General features: G+C 66.3%; 14 protein-coding genes. 2 read left to right on the top strand and 12 right to left on the bottom strand.

From position 1 onward, the window contains the following. Positions 1-11: 11 nt before the first annotated feature. The 12 genes from AC1RMD_RS24475 to AC1RMD_RS24420 all read right to left on the bottom strand — a co-directional run bounded on the left by AC1RMD_RS24475 (position 12) and on the right by AC1RMD_RS24420 (position 16621). Positions 12-398: a DUF4280 domain-containing protein gene (locus AC1RMD_RS24475; protein WP_492930273.1), complete on the bottom strand. Its 387-nt coding sequence runs from the start codon at positions 396-398 to the stop codon at positions 12-14. After that, positions 398-1120, bottom strand: coding sequence for a toxin-antitoxin system YwqK family antitoxin (locus AC1RMD_RS24470; RefSeq protein ID WP_492930271.1), 723 nt, complete (start codon positions 1118-1120; stop codon positions 398-400). The genes AC1RMD_RS24475 and AC1RMD_RS24470 overlap by 1 nt, the downstream gene beginning before the upstream one ends. A 1-nt stretch (position 1121) precedes the next feature. Next, the gene (locus tag AC1RMD_RS24465; RefSeq protein ID WP_492930269.1) at positions 1122-3113 is read right to left on the bottom strand and encodes a type VI secretion system Vgr family protein; all 1992 of its coding nucleotides are present in this window, start codon (positions 3111-3113) and stop codon (positions 1122-1124) included. After that, positions 3110-5797 carry a type VI secretion system ATPase TssH gene (gene tssH / locus AC1RMD_RS24460; protein ID WP_492930267.1) on the bottom strand — a complete coding sequence of 896 codons (2688 nt, stop codon included), beginning with the start codon at positions 5795-5797 and terminating at the stop codon, positions 3110-3112. The genes AC1RMD_RS24465 and tssH overlap by 4 nt, the downstream gene beginning before the upstream one ends. A 5-nt stretch (positions 5798-5802) precedes the next feature. Then, positions 5803-6819, bottom strand: coding sequence for a type VI secretion system baseplate subunit TssG (gene tssG, locus AC1RMD_RS24455; protein WP_492930265.1), 1017 nt, complete (start codon positions 6817-6819; stop codon positions 5803-5805). After that, positions 6807-8558, bottom strand: coding sequence for a type VI secretion system baseplate subunit TssF (gene tssF, locus AC1RMD_RS24450; protein WP_492930263.1), 1752 nt, complete (start codon positions 8556-8558; stop codon positions 6807-6809). Before tssF ends, tssG begins: the two co-directional genes overlap by 13 nt. A gap of 25 nt (positions 8559-8583) precedes the next feature. After that, positions 8584-9042, bottom strand: coding sequence for a type VI secretion system baseplate subunit TssE (gene tssE / locus AC1RMD_RS24445; protein ID WP_492930261.1), 459 nt, complete (start codon positions 9040-9042; stop codon positions 8584-8586). A 73-nt stretch (positions 9043-9115) separates the two neighbouring features. Continuing rightward, entirely contained in the window at positions 9116-9601 is a 486-nt protein-coding gene (locus AC1RMD_RS24440) for an Hcp family type VI secretion system effector (RefSeq protein ID WP_036623157.1), read from the bottom strand. Positions 9602-9677: 76 nt separating this feature from the next. Next, positions 9678-11171: a type VI secretion system contractile sheath large subunit gene (gene tssC / locus AC1RMD_RS24435; protein ID WP_332851530.1), complete on the bottom strand. Its 1494-nt coding sequence runs from the start codon at positions 11169-11171 to the stop codon at positions 9678-9680. Between the two features lie 51 nt (positions 11172-11222). Then, positions 11223-11756 carry a type VI secretion system contractile sheath small subunit gene (tssB, locus tag AC1RMD_RS24430; RefSeq protein WP_026335101.1) on the bottom strand — a complete coding sequence of 178 codons (534 nt, stop codon included), beginning with the start codon at positions 11754-11756 and terminating at the stop codon, positions 11223-11225. 254 nt (positions 11757-12010) lie between these two features. Continuing rightward, on the bottom strand, positions 12011-15982 hold the full coding sequence (locus tag AC1RMD_RS24425) for a coiled-coil domain-containing protein (protein ID WP_492930258.1): 3972 nt from the start codon (positions 15980-15982) through the stop codon (positions 12011-12013). Beyond that, positions 15983-16621, bottom strand: a complete 639-nt coding sequence (locus AC1RMD_RS24420; RefSeq protein WP_492930256.1) for a hypothetical protein — start codon at positions 16619-16621, stop codon at positions 15983-15985. It abuts the gene before it with no gap. Positions 16622-16772: 151 nt separating this feature from the next. On the opposite strand from AC1RMD_RS24420, the gene AC1RMD_RS24415 reads away from it, so the two are divergent. Continuing rightward, positions 16773-18386: a transporter substrate-binding domain-containing protein gene (locus tag AC1RMD_RS24415; protein ID WP_492930254.1), complete on the top strand. Its 1614-nt coding sequence runs from the start codon at positions 16773-16775 to the stop codon at positions 18384-18386. Further along, positions 18383-19036: a polar amino acid ABC transporter permease gene (locus AC1RMD_RS24410; protein WP_492930252.1), complete on the top strand. Its 654-nt coding sequence runs from the start codon at positions 18383-18385 to the stop codon at positions 19034-19036. The genes AC1RMD_RS24415 and AC1RMD_RS24410 overlap by 4 nt, the downstream gene beginning before the upstream one ends. The last annotated feature ends 16 nt before the right edge of the window (positions 19037-19052 follow it).

Here is a 19052-nt window from a genome sequence, read left to right as displayed (position 1 = left end):
CGGTTAGGTGTTCAAGGAATGGAAACGGTGGCCTGGCCCGGCGCGTTAATCGCGATCACGCCGCCCCACATGCACATCAGCTTCGACGAATTGTTCAGCGCCGGCATATTGCCGATCAGGACGGTCGGCGAGCCAGGCACCCACGGCGCGGTGGTGGCCGGGATGCACGGCATCGGCGTCAGCACGCCCAGCGCCGCCGCCGTGGCCGCCGCCACCATCGGATTGGCCAGCGACTGGCACATGCCGAACGGCAGGATGTTCACCATCGGCTTGTTGTCCATGATGTTGGCGTCGGGCACGGCGGTCAGCACGGCGTTGGCCGGCAACACCATCAAGGTGCCCGGCGCCACGCCGAAACTACATTTGAGCATCGCGCCCATGCAGACCTGTTGTCCCATCAGCTCCCCCTCACCAGCTTGTGCAGCCGGTCCAGAATTGCGGGTGTGGCGGCGGCGTTGTCGGTGCGCTTGCCCTTGGGGTCGAAGCGCGCCGGCGAGCCGACCGGCTTGCCATCGCGGTAGATCACTTCCTCCATCAGCTCGCCGTCCGGCCAGTAGCGGCGCAGCGGTCCGTGCAGCAGGTTGGCGCGGTAGCTGCAGGTCTGCACCACGCCGCCCTGGGCGTCGTAGTCGGTCGACTCGCCGTCCATCAGGCCGGCCTTGTAGTGCGACTTGCGCACCCGCAGGCCTTCGTAGAAAAATTCCGCCGGGCCGTGGATCTGGCCGTCGAACATGTTCAGGCGCGCGGTCAGGTGGCCGGCCTCGTCGTAGGACAGCGACTGGCCGGCCGCCACGCCGTCCACCATCATCTGCCGCGCCACGCAGCGGCCGTTGACATAGGTTTCCATCAGGCCGTGCGCGACGCCGTGCTGGAACTGCGATTGCTGGATCAGCTTGCCGTCCGGCGCGAACACGGCCATCGCGCCGTGCATCTTGCCGGCTTCGAAGTGGGTCTTCATCAGGGTGCGGCCCTGCTCGCCGAACTGTTCGAACGGGCCGTGCAGCACGCCGTCGCGCAGCCAGGCGCGTTGCAGCAGCTGGCCGCCGTCGCCGTGCTCTTCGAGCAGCTGCGGCGCGGCGGCGGCGGGCGGATCTTGCGGCAGTCCGGTGTCGGTGGTCATGTCAGTTCACCTTGGCCATGGCGCCCTTGAGGGTCAGCATCGCGCCGGCCTCCACGGTCTGGGTTGCATCGGCCTTGCTGTTGATCACAGGCGCCTTGTTATCCATCTGCACGGCGGCCTGGTTGACCATCTTGGTGCCGGCCTTGTTGGTGAAGTCGGTGCCGGACTCGTTGGTCAGGGCGGTGCCGGCCTTGGCCGTCAGCGCCGTGCCCGCCGTGATGCCGTAGGTGGTGCCCGATTCCTCGGTCACCGCCGCGCTGGACTTGATGCTGATGTCGCCCGTCACCGTGATGGTCAGCTTGCCGTCGATGGTCAGCGCGTAGTCGCCGGTCACCTTGTGGGTGAACTTGGCGGCGTTGGTGTGGGTCTCGTCGCCGGTCACCGTGACCTCGCGCGTGGCCTTGACGTTGTGGACCTCCTTGCCCTTCTGCACATCGACGGTGCGATCGCCCTCCTGCAGCGTATGGATTTCCGCGCCCTTCTTCACCGTGGTGGTCAGCGCGTTTTCGATCTCGGTCAGCATGTCCTTCTGCGCGTGCAGATACAGCTGCTCGGCATCCTTCTTGTCCTCGAAGCGCAGTTCGTTGCCGGCCGCGCCCTGCTTGGACGACCAGGTGCGCATGATGGTCTGGGTCTGGTTGGCCGGCAGCTCGGCCGGCGTGGCGTTCTCGCCGTTGTAGACGCAGCCGGTCACCAGCGGCCGCTCGGGATCGCCGTTCAGGTAGGTGATCACCACCTCCTGCCCCACGCGCGGCAGGAACAGCGCGCCGAAGCCCTTGCCCGCCACCGACTGCGCCACCCGCATCCAGGTCGAGCTCTTGTCGTCCTTGGCGCCGACGCGGTCCCACGGGAACTGCACCTTGATGCGGCCGTACTTGTCGGTCCAGATTTCCTCGCCGCTGGGGCCGACCACCAGCGCCGTCTCGCAACCGACAGCGCGCGGACGCGCCGTCTGCACCGGCGGGCGGAACGGCACCGTCACCGGAAACGCCTCGAAGGAATTGGTGTACATATCGTCGCGCGCCGTGTGGTGCACGCGGCGCAATACAAACGCCGCATTCAGGGCGGTGACGAAATGCTCGGACAGCGTGAACTTGGTGCCGGCGCTGAACGGGTAACAGAAACTGTCGCCGCGCAGCACTTCGGCGTTGACCTGGCTGGCCTCCACGCGCAGCTGGGCGATCGCCGTGGCGGCCGCCGCCGCCAGGTGGCCGGTGGCGAACTCGTACACCGCGCCGCTGCCGCCGGCGGCGGTATGCGTGCCTTCCAGCGAGGTGCTGGGATTGATGAAGTCGTAGTCGTTGACGGTGGCCTTCTTCACCGCGATGGTGTTCTCGTGGGCGAAGCGCGACACCGTGTCGATGGCGTTGTTCATGCCGGTGCGCGGGAAGAAGCGCACCGCCGCCGCGCCGGCGCAGTCGGCGAAGTTGGACGAGGCGTCGCCCAGCACCATCGTGTGCGCGCTGCTGCTGAAGGTGAAGAAATAAAAGATGCCGGCCTGCTCCATCAGGCGGCAGATGAAGTCGAACGCGGTTTCGTCGTACTGCACGATGTAGTCGACCGGGTCGTAGGTCTGGGTCAGCTTGTCGTCGAAGGTGATGCTGAAGTCGCCCAGCACGGCCTTGATGATGTCCGCCACCGATTTGGCCTGGTAGATCTTGCGGTCGCGCGACAGCGTCAGCAGCCATAGCATAGGCACCACCTCGGCCTCGTAGGTGGCGAAGTCCTGGTCGAAGCCGCTCTGGATGAAGCGCGACACCATGCCGGTGATGTAGCGCTTGGTGCCGCCGGTGACGTCCAAGGTCACCGTCATGGTCTTGCCGACCACGGTGGCCGCGCTCAGGCTGGTGCTGCCGGAGCGCATGTGCAGGTTGAACTTGAACAGTTCCGATATGCCCTCGCTGCCTTCGACCGCGTCCAGCAGCAGGTCGTTGTCGCCGAACGGCGACGACACCGTCAGCAGGCCGCCGGGTTGTTCGAAGCCGGTCCTCATGGCTGGCCCCGCAGCGGATGGTCGCGGAAGGCGTAGGCGAAGTGTTCATCGGCACCCACGCTCATGTAGATGGCGGTGAAGGGCTTGAGCATGGACATGCGTTCCAGCACCAGCGACGACAGCAGCGGCAACACCGTCTGCGTCAGGATGAAGTCGATGTTGCGGGCGCCGCTGTCGACCTCGGTGCAACGGGCGGTGATCACTTCGGTCACGCGGTCGTCCCAGGTGAAGCGGGCGTTGTGGTTCTCGGCGAAGCGCGCCGCCAGCTTGGCCAGCTTGAGGTCGACGATGTTGCTGATCTGCTCGTCGCCCAGCGGGTAGTACGGCACCAGCACCAGCCGGCCCAGGAAAGCCGGACTGAACTGGCGCAGCAGGGCCGGCCGCAGTTGCTCGATCAGCTCGGTCGCATCGGGCCGCTTGCCGTTGGCGCAGGCTTGCGTGATGACGTCCTGCGCCGCGTTCGAGGTCAGCAGGATCAGGGTGTTCTTGAAGTCGATGGTGATGCCTTCGCCGTCCTCCATCGTGCCCTTGTCGAACACCTGGAAGAACAGCTCCAGCACGTCCGGGTGGGCTTTTTCCATCTCGTCCAGCAGCACCACGCAGTAGGGGCGGCGGCGCACGGCCTCGGTCAGCACGCCGCCCTTGCCGTAGCCGACGTAGCCGGGCGGCGCGCCCTTCAGGCTGGAGATCGAATGCGCTTCCTGGAACTCCGACATATTGATCGTGACCATATTGCGTTCGCCGCCGTACAGCATGTCCGCCAGGGCGAACGCGGTCTCGGTCTTGCCGACGCCGCTGGGGCCGACCAGCAGGAACACGCCGACCGGCTTGCTCGGATCGTCCAGCTCGGCGCGGAAGGTGCGCACGCGGCGGGCGATCGCGTCGAGCGCCTGCGGCTGGCCGACCACGCGGTCTTCCAGCCGTTCCTTCAGTTGCAGCACGGTGTGGATTTCGTCGGCCAGCATCTTGCCGACCGGGATCCCGGTCCAGCCGGAGATGACGCCGGCCACGATCTTCGAATCGACGCAGACCGGCACCAGCGGCTCGTCGTCCTGGATCGCCTCCAGGCCTTTTTGCAGGCGCTGCAACTGGTCGCCGCGCGAGATGCGTTCCTCGTCGGCCAGCGCGGCGTGGTCGGCGGCGGCGGCGGCGATTTCGCGCCGCAGCGCCAGGATCTCGCCGACGGCCCGGCGTTCCTCGGCCAGTTTCTCTTTCAGCCGCTCCTGGCGCGCCTGCAACAGCGCTTGCTGCATTTCCATCTTGGCGATGGCGGCGGCCCGGTCCTCGCCGCGCGCGTGCTGCTGGCGGGCGATGCGCAGCTCTTCGCTGTTGAGGACGATGTCGTGTTCCAGCGCCTCCAGCTGCGGCGGCGCGCCGGCCTGGCCGATGGCGACGCGGGCGCAGGCCGTGTCCAGCACGCTGATGGCCTTGTCCGGCAGCTGGCGGCCGGAGATGTAGCGGTGCGACAGGCGCACCGCGTCGGTCACGGCTTCGTCGAGAATCTCGACGTCGTGGTGTTTTTCCAGGGTGGCGACCATGCCGCGCAACATGCCGATGGCGGCGTCCGTGCTCGGCTCTTCCACCTTGACCACCTGGAAGCGGCGCGCCAGCGCGGGATCGCGTTCGACGTATTTCTTGTACTCGGCCCAGGTGGTGGCGGCGATGGTGCGCAGTTCGCCGCGCGCCAACGCCGGCTTGAGCAGGTTGGCGGCGTCGCCCTGCCCTTCGCTGCCGCCGGCGCCGATCAGCTGATGCGCTTCGTCGATGAACAGGATGATCGGCGTGGCCGAGGCGCGCACTTCGGCGATCACCGATTTGAGGCGGTTTTCAAATTCGCCCTTGATGCCGGCGCCCGCTTGCAGCAAGGCCAGGTCCAAGGTGCGCACCACCACGTTGGCCAGCGACGGCGGCACCGCGCCCGAGGCGATGCGCTGGGCGAAGCCTTCGACCACGGCGGTCTTGCCGACGCCGGCCTCGCCGGTCAGGATGGGATTGTTCTGGCGGCGGCGCAGCAGGATGTCGATGATCTGGCGGATCTCGGCGTCGCGGCCACGGATGGGATCGATGCGGCCGGCGCGCGCCAACGCCGTCATGTCCACCGTGTACTGGTCCAGCGACGGCGTGGCGCCGCCGGCGCTGTGCGGCGTGGGCATGGCGCCGGTCTGCGCGGCCGGCGCGGCGGACAGGGGCGCGCCGGTGATGCCGCCATCCTCGGACGACGCCGCCAGCAGCGAAGGCAGCTCCTGCTTCAACTGGTCGCGCGGAATCTTCAGCAGTTCGGGCGCGCTCTCGATCAGCATGCCGCGCAGGCTGTCCACTTCCAGCATCGCCAGCAGCACCGTGCCGGAACGCACTTGCTGGCTGCCCAGCAGCATCGAGCTCAGCAGCCACGCTTCCTGGAACAACGGTATGAAGTGCGGCGACAAGGCCGGCGTGCGGCCGTTGCCGCGCTTGAAGCCATCCATGCTGCGTTGTAGCTGCGCCGTCACCGCACTTTCGACGATGCCGAAGCGTTGCAGCACCACCACAAAATCCGGCGCCCGCTCTTCCAACAGCGTGAACAGCAGATGCTCCAGTTCGACGTTGTACTGCGTCTGCTTCACGCACAGCTCGGCCGCATGCCCCATCGCCCGCTTGCATTCGGGGTTGAGCTTGGACAGCAAGGTGCGGATATCGATTTCCATGGCGCTCAATCCTCTTCCGTCGACAGCAGGAAGTTCGCCGGCTGATGCCGCGCGGTCGAAGGGCCGGGGCTGCACAGCCAGGTGCTCAGCCCCAGGCGCGGCGGCAGCTCGGCGTTAGTGCTCAAGCGTGTCGCCGGCTGCACCGCCAGGTCCAGCCGCAGTCGCACCTGGATGTCGCTTTGCAGATGGCGCGCCACCAGCCAGCCCAGCAAGGCGTTGTTTTTTGCGCCGGGCAGCAAGGCGGCAAACTGCGCCGGTTGCAGCGGCGGCGCGTCCAGCGCCATGCCCGCGCCCTGGTCCCACGCCCGCGCGCCGAGGCAGGCGCCCATGCCCAGTCGGGCCGCCATCGGCGCCGGCTTGCCGGGATCGTGCAGCTTGGCGCGGTCGCACAGCGCCAGCGCGTGCCAGCCGCCGACGAACTGCTTGCCGCTGAAATGCACGCCCATGCGGTCGCGCACCACGGCCAGCAGCGACACCATCGAACGCGGCGCCGCGCCCTGCAAGCCGGCGTGGCGCAACCAGGCTTGCTGGCCGTCGGGACCGCGCACGCCTTCGGCCCGGCCCAGGCTGGACAAGGCATCCAGGCTGCGCACGATGGGCGCGTGATTGATGCTGTCCGTGCTCAGCGCCAGGTGGTGCTTGCGGCGGCTGCGGTACAGGAAGCCCAGCAGGCGCTGGTTGAAGATGTCCAGGAAATCCAGCCCCGACATGTCGCGCGCGCGGCGGCGTTCCATCAGCAGCTCGGTGAACGGCATCGGCAGCGGGCCTTGCGAGCCGGCCAGGGTCATCACCGGCGTCTTCAGCGTCAACGGCGGGCCGGGCTGTCTGCTTTCATTCAGACCGCTGACATCGCTCGGCGCGAACGCCAGGTCCACCTGCGCCGACAACCGCAACGCCTCGTCCATGCCGACCGAGGTGCCGACGTGCGCGCGCGCGGGTTCGCTGCGCTCCAGGATGCTGATCGCCTGGAACAGATCGAAGGCATGCGGGTCTTCCCGCAATAGCGTCATCAGATCAGACATTGGCGTCCACTCATGGCAGGCCACTGCATCCACGGTTCGCCGCCGCGCGTGACGGCCAGGCGGACGAAGGAATTGGCGGAGGTGTACAAGGCAAAGAAGCGCGACAGCACGCCGGCCAGCACCAGCGGCGAGGTGCCGACGAAGGCGTCGGCGTCGAACTCCAGCACGATGTCGGTGCCGCGGCAGTGGCCGCGCCAGGTGTCGGTGCCCAGCCGCGCGGTGGCCACCGAGGCCGCCATGCTCTTGACGCCGCGCACCTGCGCCTGGTCGCGCGCGCTGTCGCCGGCGAACAACATCAGCATCTGTTGCAAGGTATGGACGCCGGTGGTGCCGTCGACCAGCGAGCGGTGGTTCAACCTCAGCAGCGCCACCAGCGACCACAGGGCCTTCGCTTCCATCACCGGCGGCCGCTGGGCGCTGGGCTGGTACAGCGCGCGGATGTCGGTCGAGGTGGAAATGCCTTCGCCATAGAAACGGGTGCCGGGCGCGATCTGTTCGGCCAGGCCGCGATTGGTGCACAGCAGTTGCGCGTACACCACCGGTTCGTCCGGCGTGCTGTGGACATCGGTGCGGTCGACAAAGCTCAGGTAGACGTCGGTGCCGGTGATGCCCTTGCGCATGCTCACCTCGCGCCGCAGCGACCAGAACACCTTGGCGTCCTCGGCATCGGCCGCCGATTCGGCGAACACGCTGGGGATGATGGTGGGCCGTTCGGCGCGCGGGTCGGAGGCGGTGACCGACACCACCGAATGCACTTCCATCACCGCCTCGCGCTGGTAGTCCGGCACCAGGATGTATTCGTAGTGGCGGCGGTGCAGGCGGATCGGCTCGCTGGTGACGGGGAACAGGTTGACGGCGGGCACGCAGCCGAGCAGGAAGTTGTCGGCGCTCAGCTGCGACAGCACGCGCGCGCTGCGGTTGAACACGAAGCGCAGCGAGAAGCCCTCGCCCTGCCCCAGCAAACCGCGCAGGCCGCGCAGGTCGAAGAACTGGAACTTGCGCGGGAAGGCGAAGTATTCCTGCAACAGCGCGTAGGCCGGATGGGCGTGCGCCGGCTGCGCCAGGATCGCTTCGTTTTCGTCGAAGCCCACTTCGCTCAGGCTGTTGGGGCCGAGGCGGTGCAGTTGGCCGCCGCCGGCCAGCAGCTCGATGCGCTCCAGGCCGCTGATCAGCAGTTCGTGCAGCGGCATGGTCGTCATCAGGTCGCCGGACAGGTGCAGGCGCAGGCTGTCCAGTTCCAGTTCGGAGACGTCGAGGCCGGTGTCGCAGCGCAGGTCGAGGCGCAGGGTGCGCGTGTCTTCCATCTTGATCGCCGCCACTCTGAGCGGCCACAGCGTGCTGCTCCACGCCACCTGGAAGCGGCAGTTCTCGCCGCTGGCGGCGGTGGTCGACAGCATGGCGCCGCGCGCCACCGGCATGCCGGCCATGACCTTGCCTTGCGACGAGTCCAGCTTCATCTGCACCACCGTCATGGCCGGCACCGGCTGCGTCAGGCTCGGGCACAGGTTGTCGAGCATGGCGCCGGCGATGGTGGGGAAATCGCGGTCGAGGTCGCGGTGCACGCGGGCCGTCAGGAAGGCCACCGATTCGATCAGGCGTTCGGTGTGCGGATCGGCCGATTCGCCGCCGCTCAGCACCAGCCGCTGCGCCACCTTGGGATAGCGCGTGGCGAAGTCGGCCGACTGGGTGCGCAGGTAGGACAGTTCGCGCCGGTAGTATTCCAGGATATCGTCGCTCACGGCATGGCCTCCAGCTGCCCGACCGTCATGCGGCCGCCTGCATCGCGGCGGAACGGGCGTCGAGCGCGACGTCGAAGTTGACCCGGCACAGCTGCTGTCCCAGCAGCACCACGGCGGCGATCGCGGCGCGCGCGGCAAACGGTTTGGCCGGATCGGCCGTCACGTCCACCTTGACGTGCGACAGTCGCGGTTCGAACAGCGCCAGGCTGCGCTCGATCACCTGCGACCAGATGAACAGGTCCTGGTCCGATTGCGGCGACAGGCCCAGCATGTCGGGCAGGCCGTAGTCGAGCACGGTGGGATCGCCTTCCAGATAGGCGCGGATGGTCAGGGCGTTGCGCACGTTGAACAAGCGCATCAAGTCCAGTTGCAGCGAGTGCTGCAAGCCGCCGCCATCGAGCAATCTGCCGTCCGGCGAGGCGTGCAGCACGCCGGTCAACCGGTCAAACATGGGCACAAGCGACGCCGTGATGGCTTTAGACATAGTTTTCTATACGAGCAGCGCTCAGGATGGGACGACAGGCGGCGCGCCGGCAGGCGCCCGCCGCGGTACCGCATCAATCCGCTTTCATCGTCTCCAGGTTCCAGTTCCAGGTGCCGGTGCCCTTGGCGGTCGAATCCGACTGCTGCTGGGTGTAGTCGCACTTGATCTTGGTGAAGCTGATCGAGAACGAATCCGATGGAATGCCGCCGCCGCCGGAGGTGCTGATGTTCGAGATCATGGCGTTGGTCATTTCGTACGTGAAGAAATTCATGTACTTGCCGTTCTCCACGCGCCCCACGTGCAGCTTGGCGGAGCCGATCTTGGTGCCCTGGGTACAGGCCTTGTACATTTCCGTGGTCGACAGGTCGGACATTTTCGAGAACGAAATCTCGGAAAATACCGGCCGGCCGGAAGTGCGCTCGGTGTTCGATGCGTCCATTTGCAAGGGCATCGAGGCGCTGTGCGAATACGACAGCACGATCACCTTGTCGGCATAGCCGGTGACCATGCAGTTGCCTTTGATGGTGGTGCCCAAATCCAGAATAAGTACGTCAGACATTGCTGGCTCCAAATTTTATGGGCCCATCCGGCGGCTGCGCCGGATGGGCGGGGACATCAGTATGTACAGCCGGGCATCAACCGACGGCGGCCGGCAGTTCGGCCACCAGGCGGATCGACGTGGTCAGTTCCTCCATCTGGAAGTGCGGCTTGAGGAAGACGGTGGCCGAATAGGCGCCCGGCTTGCCGGGTTTCTCGGTGACGTCGACCCGGCCTTCGGCCAATGGGAAACGGGCCTTCTCGCCCTGCGTCGCGTTCGGGCTCAACAGCACGTAGCCGCTCAGCCACGAGTTCAGGTAGTTCTCCACGCTCTGCCGGGTCTGGAAGCTGCCGACCTTGTCGCGCATGATGACCTTGATGTAGTGCGCGAAGCGCGAGGCCGCCAGCACGTACGGCAGGCGCGACGACAGCGCCGCGTTGGCGTTGGCCGCGTCCAGGTTGTAGAGCTTGGGCTTGTTGACGGTCTGGCCGCCGAAGAAGGCGGCAAAGTCCGAGCCCTTGGAGTTGACCACGGCGATGAAGCCGAGGTCGTTGAGCTCTTTCTCGCGGCGGTCGGTGATCGCCACTTCGGTCGGGCACTTGAGCACGATGTCGCCTTCGTCGGTCTTGAAGGTGTGGGCGGTCATGCCCTCGATCTTGCCGCCGCCCTCGACGCCGCGGATCGCGGTGGTCCAGCTGTGCTTGGCGTAGGCGTCGGTGATGCGCAGGCCCAGCTGGTAGGCCGAGTTGGCCCACAGGTATTTGCTGTGGTCGCGGCCGTCGACGTCTTCCTCGAAGCTGAAGCTTTCCACCGGGTTGGTCTTGGCGCCGTATGGCAGGCGCGCGGAGTAGCGCGGCAGCACCATGGCGATGTAGCGCGAGTCTTCCGATTCGCGGAAGCCGCGCCACGAGGCCAGCTCGGCGCTTTCAAAGATCTTCGACATGTCGCGCGGCACGCCCAGCTCGGTGAACTCGGTCATGTCGAACAGCGACGGCGCGGCGGCCGTGATGAACGGCGCGTGCGCGGCGGCGGCCACCTTGGACAGGCGCTGCAACAGCGCCACGTCCTGCGGATGGCGGCCGAAATAATAGTCGCCGATCAGCACCGAATACGGGGCGCCGCCGAAGGTGCCGTACTCTTCTTCGTAGATCTTTTTGAACAGCACGCTCATGTCGTGGTCGACCGCGCCTTCCAGGTCTTTCAGCAGTTCTTTCTTCGACACGTTCAGCAGCCGCAGCTTGAGGGTGGTGCTGGTTTCGGTGCCGTACACCATGTCGTGCAGGCCGCGCCACGAGCCTTCCAGTTTCTGGAATTCCTCGTGGTGCATGATGGCGTTGAGCTGGTCGCTGAGGATGCGGTCGATCTCTGCCACGCGCTCGTTGATCATTGCGACCACGCCCTTGTCGGGGGCGGTCTTCATGCCTTCGTCCAGCACCTGCGTGGCGAACTGGCCCAGCAGTTTTTTGGCGTAGGCGTTTTGCGACGGTTCGATCGCCATCTTGCCTTCCTGGACGATGCGGTCCAGTAAGCTCAGCTCGCCGGCGGATTCCGTCGACTTGGCGCCGCCCTTGGCGGATTGACTAGTAGCCATGATTTAGCTCTCTCTTAGAAACGATGAGGGGAAGCACGCGTGGGCGCGCTATCAGGATGGGGTCGCTTCCGCGTCCGCTGCCGGCGCCGCGTCGGCGGCCGGTTCCTGGTCCTTGAGTGTTTTCAGCTCTTGCGTGTTCTGGATGATGTTTTCCAGCAGCGCATCGAGCTCATCGTTGCCATCGAGTTTGCCGAGCAGGTCGCGCAATTGCTGGCGCACTTCCAGCAGCTTGGCCAGGCGCGGCACTTGCGTGACGATGGATTCCGGATGGAAGTGGTCGAACTCGGTGAAGTTGAGTTCCACCTTGAGATTGCCTTCGCCCTTGAGCGTGTCCGGCACGGACAGGTCCAGGCGCGGGGCGATCTTGCCCATGACTTCGTTGAAGTTGTCGCGATCGATTTCGATCAGGCGTCGAGCCTTGAGCTTGGGCGGCGGCACCAACGGCTGGCCGGACAGGTCGGCCAGCAAGCCGACCACCAGGGGCAGCTCTTTTTTTTCAGTGGCGTCACCAATTTCGACGTCGTACGTGATTTGCACACGTGGGGGACGATTGCGTCCTACCCATTTTTGTAAGCTATCTGACATTCACATCCTCACATTATGGTGACTAGCGGCCGACGATACAAACTGCAAAAAAACAGGCGGACTGAGCACAAAGCTACTTCTCGTGTTACCACCCTACGTGGAGCCGCAACGTAATTGATAGGTACAAAGATTTCCGATACTCAATTGATATTAAATGTAAATTCTTTTGCTCACAAGCTTTTTCAAAATTTGGCACGTTATATTTTCACCACGGAGCTGACGAACATCAGTGTGACAAATTCGTGACGGTGTGCTCAGCCGGTGGGTGGCGTGCTCGGCGGTGGGGGGATTGCATCTTTGAAGTTTTGTAGTGCCGCGCTCGGATCGTGGGCGGGCAGTTTGGCGGCGGCTTCTTTTGCGGCGTTGAGTTTGTCGGCCAGCGCTTTGGCTGTGCTCGCTTTATCGGCGGCGGCTGCGGCGGCGCTGCCGGCGTCGGCGGCGGCTTTGGCTTGGGCGGCGGCTTCGGTCGCGGCGGCGACTTTTTCCGCGGCGGCTTTGGCGACGGTGGCGGCATCGCTTGCGGCTTTGCCTGCCGCGGCTTTATCGCGCGCGGCGGCGAGTGGGTCGAGTTGTTTTGCCGCGTCTGCCGGCTGGATAGATGGCGCTGCCACGCTGTCGGCAGTTGCTGGCATCTTGCCAGTCGCAGCATCTGCATCCGCAGGCATTGCGGCGCCGGCTTTCGGACGCGGCGCCGGTGCGGCGGGCGAAGGTGGTTTGGCAGCATCGATCGCTGGCGCGGGTGCCATTGTGGCTGGAGATGCTGTGGCCGGAGCTGCCGCTGCCGGTGCGACTGCCGATGCTGCCGCGACATCGGCGGCTGGCGCGGCAACAGGTTGGGCGGCGTCGGTTGGCGCGGAGGCTTTCGTTGCGGCGGCAGTTGGCGTTTCAGCTGCCGGCACGTCGGCTGTCGGCGTAGCGGCTTTGGGTGCATCCGCTGTTGGCGTAGCGCCTGCTGGTGTGTCGGCCTTCGGCGCAGCTGCGGTAGAGGCTGCGGCGGACGGCACGTCAGCGGTTGCGGGCTTGTCGCCGGTTGGCTGTTGGGCATCGGCAGCGGCAGTACTTGGCGCGCCGACTGCATCTTTATCTGCGGGCGCATTTGCCGACGCGCCTGCGGTCTCACCTGCTGATCCGGTTGGCGCTGCAGCCATCGGCGTTGCATCACCTGCGGCGGCGTCACCCTTCGCAGCATCGCTTGCGGCCGGCGCAGCGTCGGCGTCGGTTGCAGCGGTTTTGGCGGCGGGCGCGGCAGCGTCGGTTGTGGCAGGCGCAGCGGCATCAGTTGCGCCTGTGGCTGCCGCAGGTTCGGCGGCAGCGGGTGCAGCGGTCGAGTCAGCGGGCGTGGCGGCATCGGTTGCGGCGGACGCTGCGGCATCGGTTGCGGCGGCGGCGGTTGCGGCTGCGGCATCGGCGTTGGCTGACGTGCCGCCGTGCTTGACCACTTCCGCATCGACTATCGCTTCCGCCTTGATCGCCTCGCTGCGCGCCGCGTTGACTTGCGCCTGCACCGCTTCCACCTGCGCCACCGTCTGGTTGATGCCGGCCTGCGCCTCATCCTTCATCGCCGTCGTGCGCGATGCCGCGTCGTCCGCCGCCGCGCCCACCTCCTTGTCGCTGGCGACCACCTGCGCCGCCAACGCCTGTTCCGACTCCTTGGCCGCGTTGGCCGCCTGCTCCGCCTTGTCCGCCTGCGCCTTCACGTCGGCCAGCAAGGCGTCGGTATCCGGCACATACGGATCGGTCGCCGTCTCCGATTCTTTCTGCGCATCGTCCAGCGATCCGGACATGTCCGCCAATGCCGCATCGGAGTCCGCCGCCACGCCCTCCGCATCCTGCTTCATGCCATCGAAGCTAGCCTGCACCTGCTCCGACACCGGACTATCCACGATGGACTCGCCCGCACTCTGCGCGCCGGACGCCGTGTTGTCGGCCGCCGTCTGCACCTCGCTCGCGCCCTGCCGCGCTTCGTCCGCCGCCTGCCGCACGCGATCCAGCAGATCATTGGCCGACTGCTGCGCATCGCTCTTCCAGCCGTTCACCTTGTCGGCCACATCGGCCGCGCTCTGCACCTGCGATTGCACCTGGCTGAACGTGCCCGCCACATCGTCATAGAACTGCGCATACGGCGCGATCCGGTCGCCCACCGCGCGAATGTTCAAGCCGGAGATCGCCTGCGACGCCTGGTCCACATACGACAAGGCCTGGTCCGCCGCCTGCCGCACCTGCTGGCGCGCCGCGCCGCTCACCGTATCCACCTGGCCGCGCGCCGACGTCAGCGTAGCGGTCAGCTTCTGCAATGGCTGCATGGCCTGCTGCTTCACCGACGTCAACGCCGCACTGAGCTTGCCCAAGCCATCCTGCGCCATCGCCGCCGCCTTGCCGACCTCCGACTTGCCCTGTTGCAGCACGTTCTGCAACGGCGCGCCTGCGGCCTGGATCTGCGCCTCCAAGGGTTTGAAAGTACGGTCCAGCAGATCCGACAGCTCCTGCTGCAAGCGCTTGACCAGCGGCTCGCATTGCAGCTTGGCCAGGCACTGCTCGGCGGCCGCGCGCACCTTGTCCAGGATTTGCTGGAGGGCCGCGCCGGCCTGGTCCAGCTGCTCCTGCAGCAGCGGCGGGATTTTCTCGGCGGCGTCCGCCACTTGCTGCAATGCCGCCTGCATCTGCTCCAGCAATTTCACCAGCGCGTCGATCGCTTCCTGCACTTTGGCGATGGCCTGGTCCAGCAAGGGATTCAACGAGTCGACCAGCGTGATGGCCTGCTCCATCAAGCCGGTGGCCAGGTCGCCGGCGGCCTTCACCGCCGTGCGCGCGCCGGCGATCGCCGTCTGCACGCCGGGGATCATGGCCTTGACGCCGACGAACAGCGTGCGCGCCATCATCAACGGCGGCGCCTTCATCATGTAGCGGGTGCAGATTTCTATCGCGCCGGTGCACAGGGCGTCGGCCTGATCGAGCTCGCTGGAGGCGGCGTCGAGCGTGCTGTTGGCCTCGGAAACGAATACGGGAATGTTGTCCTTCACCTGCGTCAGCATGGCGATGGCGTCCGCGATCATGGTGCGCACCGGGACGAAATTCTCCGGCAACTGCCGTAAGACGGTCTTGGCGTTCTCCGCCTCCCCGTCCAGCTCGGTCATCAGTTGCAGCACCTTCTCCACCTCGGCGCGGATCGCGTCCAGCACTTCCTGCAAGGCTTGCTTGATGGCTTCCACCCGCCGTTCCAGCGCGTCCAGCGGCTCCAGCGCCTTCTTCACCATGCCGTCCACGGTGGCGGCCGCCGCGGCCAGCTGGTCGATCACGGCGTCGACCTGCGCGCGCGCGGCGGCCAGCGGCTTGATCAGGATGTCGCCCAGGCGGCTCAGCTGCGCCGAGGCTTCGTCGAACAAGGCGTCGCAATTGCGCGCCTCGTCGCCCAGGGCGCTGTTGAGCTGGTCCACCAGATCGATCTGCGCCTGCAACGGCGCCAGCAGCGCATTGCCTTTCTCGTTGAGCAGATCGGATACGCCGCTGATGGTTTGCGTGGCCTGCGCGGTGGCGTCCTGCATCGCCGCATCGAGATCGCCGACGTTGCCGTCCAGCGTATCGCGCAGCGCCTGGACCTGCGCCAGGCTATCGTTCTGCAGCTGCCCGGCGCGCGCCAGCACGGCCTGCACCGCGTCGTTGCCGGCGCCCGGCCCGCCCTGCATCGTCGCCAATTGCTGCAGTTGTTTGGACAGCGGCAACAGATCGCGTCCATATTGCTCGACCATGACGCCGGTGCGCTTGGCCAGCTCGGCCAGCGCCTGTCCTCGTCCCGGCAGGCTGTTGAAGAAAGTCATCTGCGCGCCGAAGTCCGGCACCAGGCCGGACAGCTCCGGCAGCAGCGTGCTCATCGCTTCGACCGCGCCGTTGGCCGAGTCGATGACCGTCTGCACGCCGGCCGTCTGCGCCAGCAGGCGCTGCGGAATGGCGGCGGCGTCGTTGGCCAGCTTGCGCAGGTCGCTGGCGGCCTGCTCCAGCACGCCGGTGCAGCAGTCGATGATGGGCTGCGGATTGAGCAGGTCCGGGATGGCTTTCATCTGCTCCGCCACCTTCTGCATGTCCTGGTTCAGCGAAGTGGCGGTGGCCGTGACTTCGGTGGCGAAGATCTTGCCCTGGTCGACGATGGTGTCGGCCGCCTTCTGCACCGCCGTGGCGATGTTGACCGGGCATTGCGGCAGCACTTCGATGGAGTGGTCGATGACTTTCATCTACAGCGCGCCCAAGGTGGAGGTGGTACGCGAGGTGGCGTCGCCGAGCGCCGTCTTGATCGCCGCCACCTTGCTCGGCGCCGGCTCCAGCGACAGCGAGGCCGAGCCCACCGTCGAGATGGTCGCGTTGACCTGCGCCAGCGCCTGGTTCAACTCCGGCAGCACTTCGGCGCCTTCGATGCGGATGTCCTCCAGCACCGGCAGCAGGTCGGGCACCACCGGGATCGCCGGCAGTTCGCTCAGTGCCGGCAAGGCCGACAGCGCGGCGACCGACGCGGCGGCGCTGGACGGCGCCACCAGCCGCCCCGGCTGGGCTTGCCTGCTCAGTTCTTCCAGCACGATGACGGCGCCGCTCATCAGGCGGCCGGCCAGGGCGTTCAGCCAGCCATCCGCGCCCCCGTGGGAACTCGACAGCGAGGGGCCGGAACGTTGCAGTATCCATTTGAGTTCGGCGCGCGCGGCCGGTTCGCCCAGCCAGAAGCGCAGGTAGGTGCAAGCATCGTCGGACGACGAGAACCGCCGCCGCGCCCCCGGCGTAGTCGCGCCGCTGTGCAGCAATGACTGCCCGGCCTGGCCGCCAGATTCGTAAAACGTGACGCGGCTGGAATGGCGCCATAAGCTGGCCAGGGGATGCAGCATGGATGTCTCGGGAGGACAAGTGTCGGATGACAATAACATGAGCAGCTTGATAACGCAATCGGCCGCCAGCCCCCGCCACGCCACAGTCATTGCGCGATGAGGCTGCCTTGAGGTAGCATGAACCCCGGTCTGCGGCCCAGAGAAAACGACAATGTGGAATAGCGCTTTTTTAAAAGTACTGGGTCTCATCGGTCTGCTGCTCGTGGCGCTGGCGGCGCAGGCGGCCGGCAACAGCCCGGCGCTGGACAGCATCCGCAAGAAAGGCGTGCTCCGGGTCGGCGTCAAGACCGACTTCAGCCCCTTCAATTCCCTCAACGCCCAGGGCGAGGTGGTCGGCTTCGAGAGCGACATCGCCGAGCTGATCGCCCAGCGCCTCGGCGTGGCCCTGAAAAAAGTCAGCATCACCACCGAGAACCGCTTCCAGAAGCTGGAGCTGGGCGATGTCGACATCCTGATCTCCACCGTCGGCGACACGCCGGCGCGGCGCAAGATCGCCACCGCCATCGAGCCGGGCTACAACGAGACCAGCGTCAACGTGCTGTTCAAGCCGGGCGACGCGGTCGACGCCTGGTCCAAGATACGCCACCAAACCATCTGCGCGGTGCAAGGCAGCTACTTCAACAAGCCGATGAGCGAGCGCTACCTGCTGGAGCTGCAAAACTACAAGACCGTGCGCGACGCCCAACTGGCGCTGCGCGACGGCCAGTGCTCGGGCTTCCTGTACGCGACGGCGGCGCTGGCCAACACCAGCAAGCTGCCCCAGTGGCAAGGCTACACGATGCCGCTGCCGAACGCGCTGATCACGCCGATGGCGATCTTCATCTCGCGCAATGAGCGCGGCGGCGAACTGGATCTGGCGCTGGGCAATATCCTGGCCGAGCTGCACCGCACCGGCTGGCTGCTGGAGGCCAACAACAAATGGGGCATCGCCTCCACCTCCTGGCTGACGGCGCAGAAGGCGATCTGGTCGGAACGCGACCAGGGCGGCCTCTACAAGTGCGTGCGCAGCAACAGCGGCAACTGGATCGCCGCCTGCCGCAGCGCCGAGAACGTCTCCAGCACCGAGGCGGCCGGCGTGCAGGCGGTGGGGTTGTGGATCAAAGAGCAGCTGGGGGTGGACCTGAACTTCGTCTACGACCCCTACGACCGCACCCAGTTCCTGCAAGGCATAGGCTACACCATGCTGCTGATTACGGCCGGCGTGGTCGTCAGCCTGGCGCTGGGCGTGGCGACCGCGGTCACGGTCGACGGCCACAGCGGCTGGAGCACGCAGGCCATCCACGCCATCATGGCCTACGGCCGGCTGACGCCGCCGTTGCTGATGATGTACCTGATCTTCTTCGGCTTCGGCAGCTGGACCATGCACCAGTTCGGCGTCAAACTGCCGGCGTTCGCGGTGGCGGCGTTCTGCTCCGGCTACTACACGGCGGGCATGGTGATGCGCGCCTTCCTCGAGGCCGCCGCCCATGTGCGCACCACCGAGGCCGGCTACCGGCTGCGGCTGAACCACCTGGCGCCCACCGCGCAGTACGCCAGTTGGCCGGTCAAGCAGGCGCTGATCAACCTGACCAAGCAAACCATGATCGCCTCGGCCATCGCCATCCCGGAGCTGCTGAGCGCGAGCAGCCTGCTGATCGCCGAAAAGGGCAATATCTTCGTGACCATGACGGTGCTGCTGATCACCTTCTACCTGATCACCAGCCTGTGGACGCGCCTCTTCAACTACGTGGAAAAAACCTGGCTGCCGACGGCGGAGCGACCATGAACAACGAGACCCTGAGCTTCCTGTGGACGTGGACGCCGTTCCTGCTGCAGGGCTTCCTGTGGAATATCCTGATCGCGGTGTGCGCCGTCGCGCTGGGCTCGCTGATGGGCGCCGGCCTGGCCTGGCTGCGCGTGACCCGGCACGGCCGCACCGCCGTCATCGCCGAGCGGGTCTCGACCTTCTTCCGCGGCGTGCCGACGCTGGCGCTGATCTTTTACGCGGTGTTCGTGTTGCCGGCCGAGTTCACGCTGCCGGGCAGCGGCGTCACGCTGCATATCCCGCAGTGGGTCAAGGCGGTGATCGGCTTGTCGGCGGCGCCGCTGTCGTTCACCTCCGAGAGCCTGGTGGTGGCGCACCGCGCCTGGAAGCGCGGCGACATCGGCGCGGCGCTGCTGTTCATCCCCACCTGGATCAACGTGTTCCTGATTTCCTTCATCGCCTCCAGCGCCTCGTCGCTGGTCGGCGTGAGCGAACTGGTCAGCCGCTGCAACACGGTGATCGCGGCCACCGGCACCAGCGTCATGGTGCCGGTGTATATTTACTGCAGTTTTTATTTTGTCATCACTTCGCTGGTGTTCACCGCGCTGATCGGCCGCTTCAAGACCTCGGCCTTCATGGCCGGCATCCATCGCAAACTGACCCACGGCTGAACCGTTTTCCGACTTT

Source organism: Duganella sp. GW822-FHT06D06, from assembly GCF_058799615.1.
This window is presented reverse-complemented; position numbering and strand designations above follow the sequence as displayed.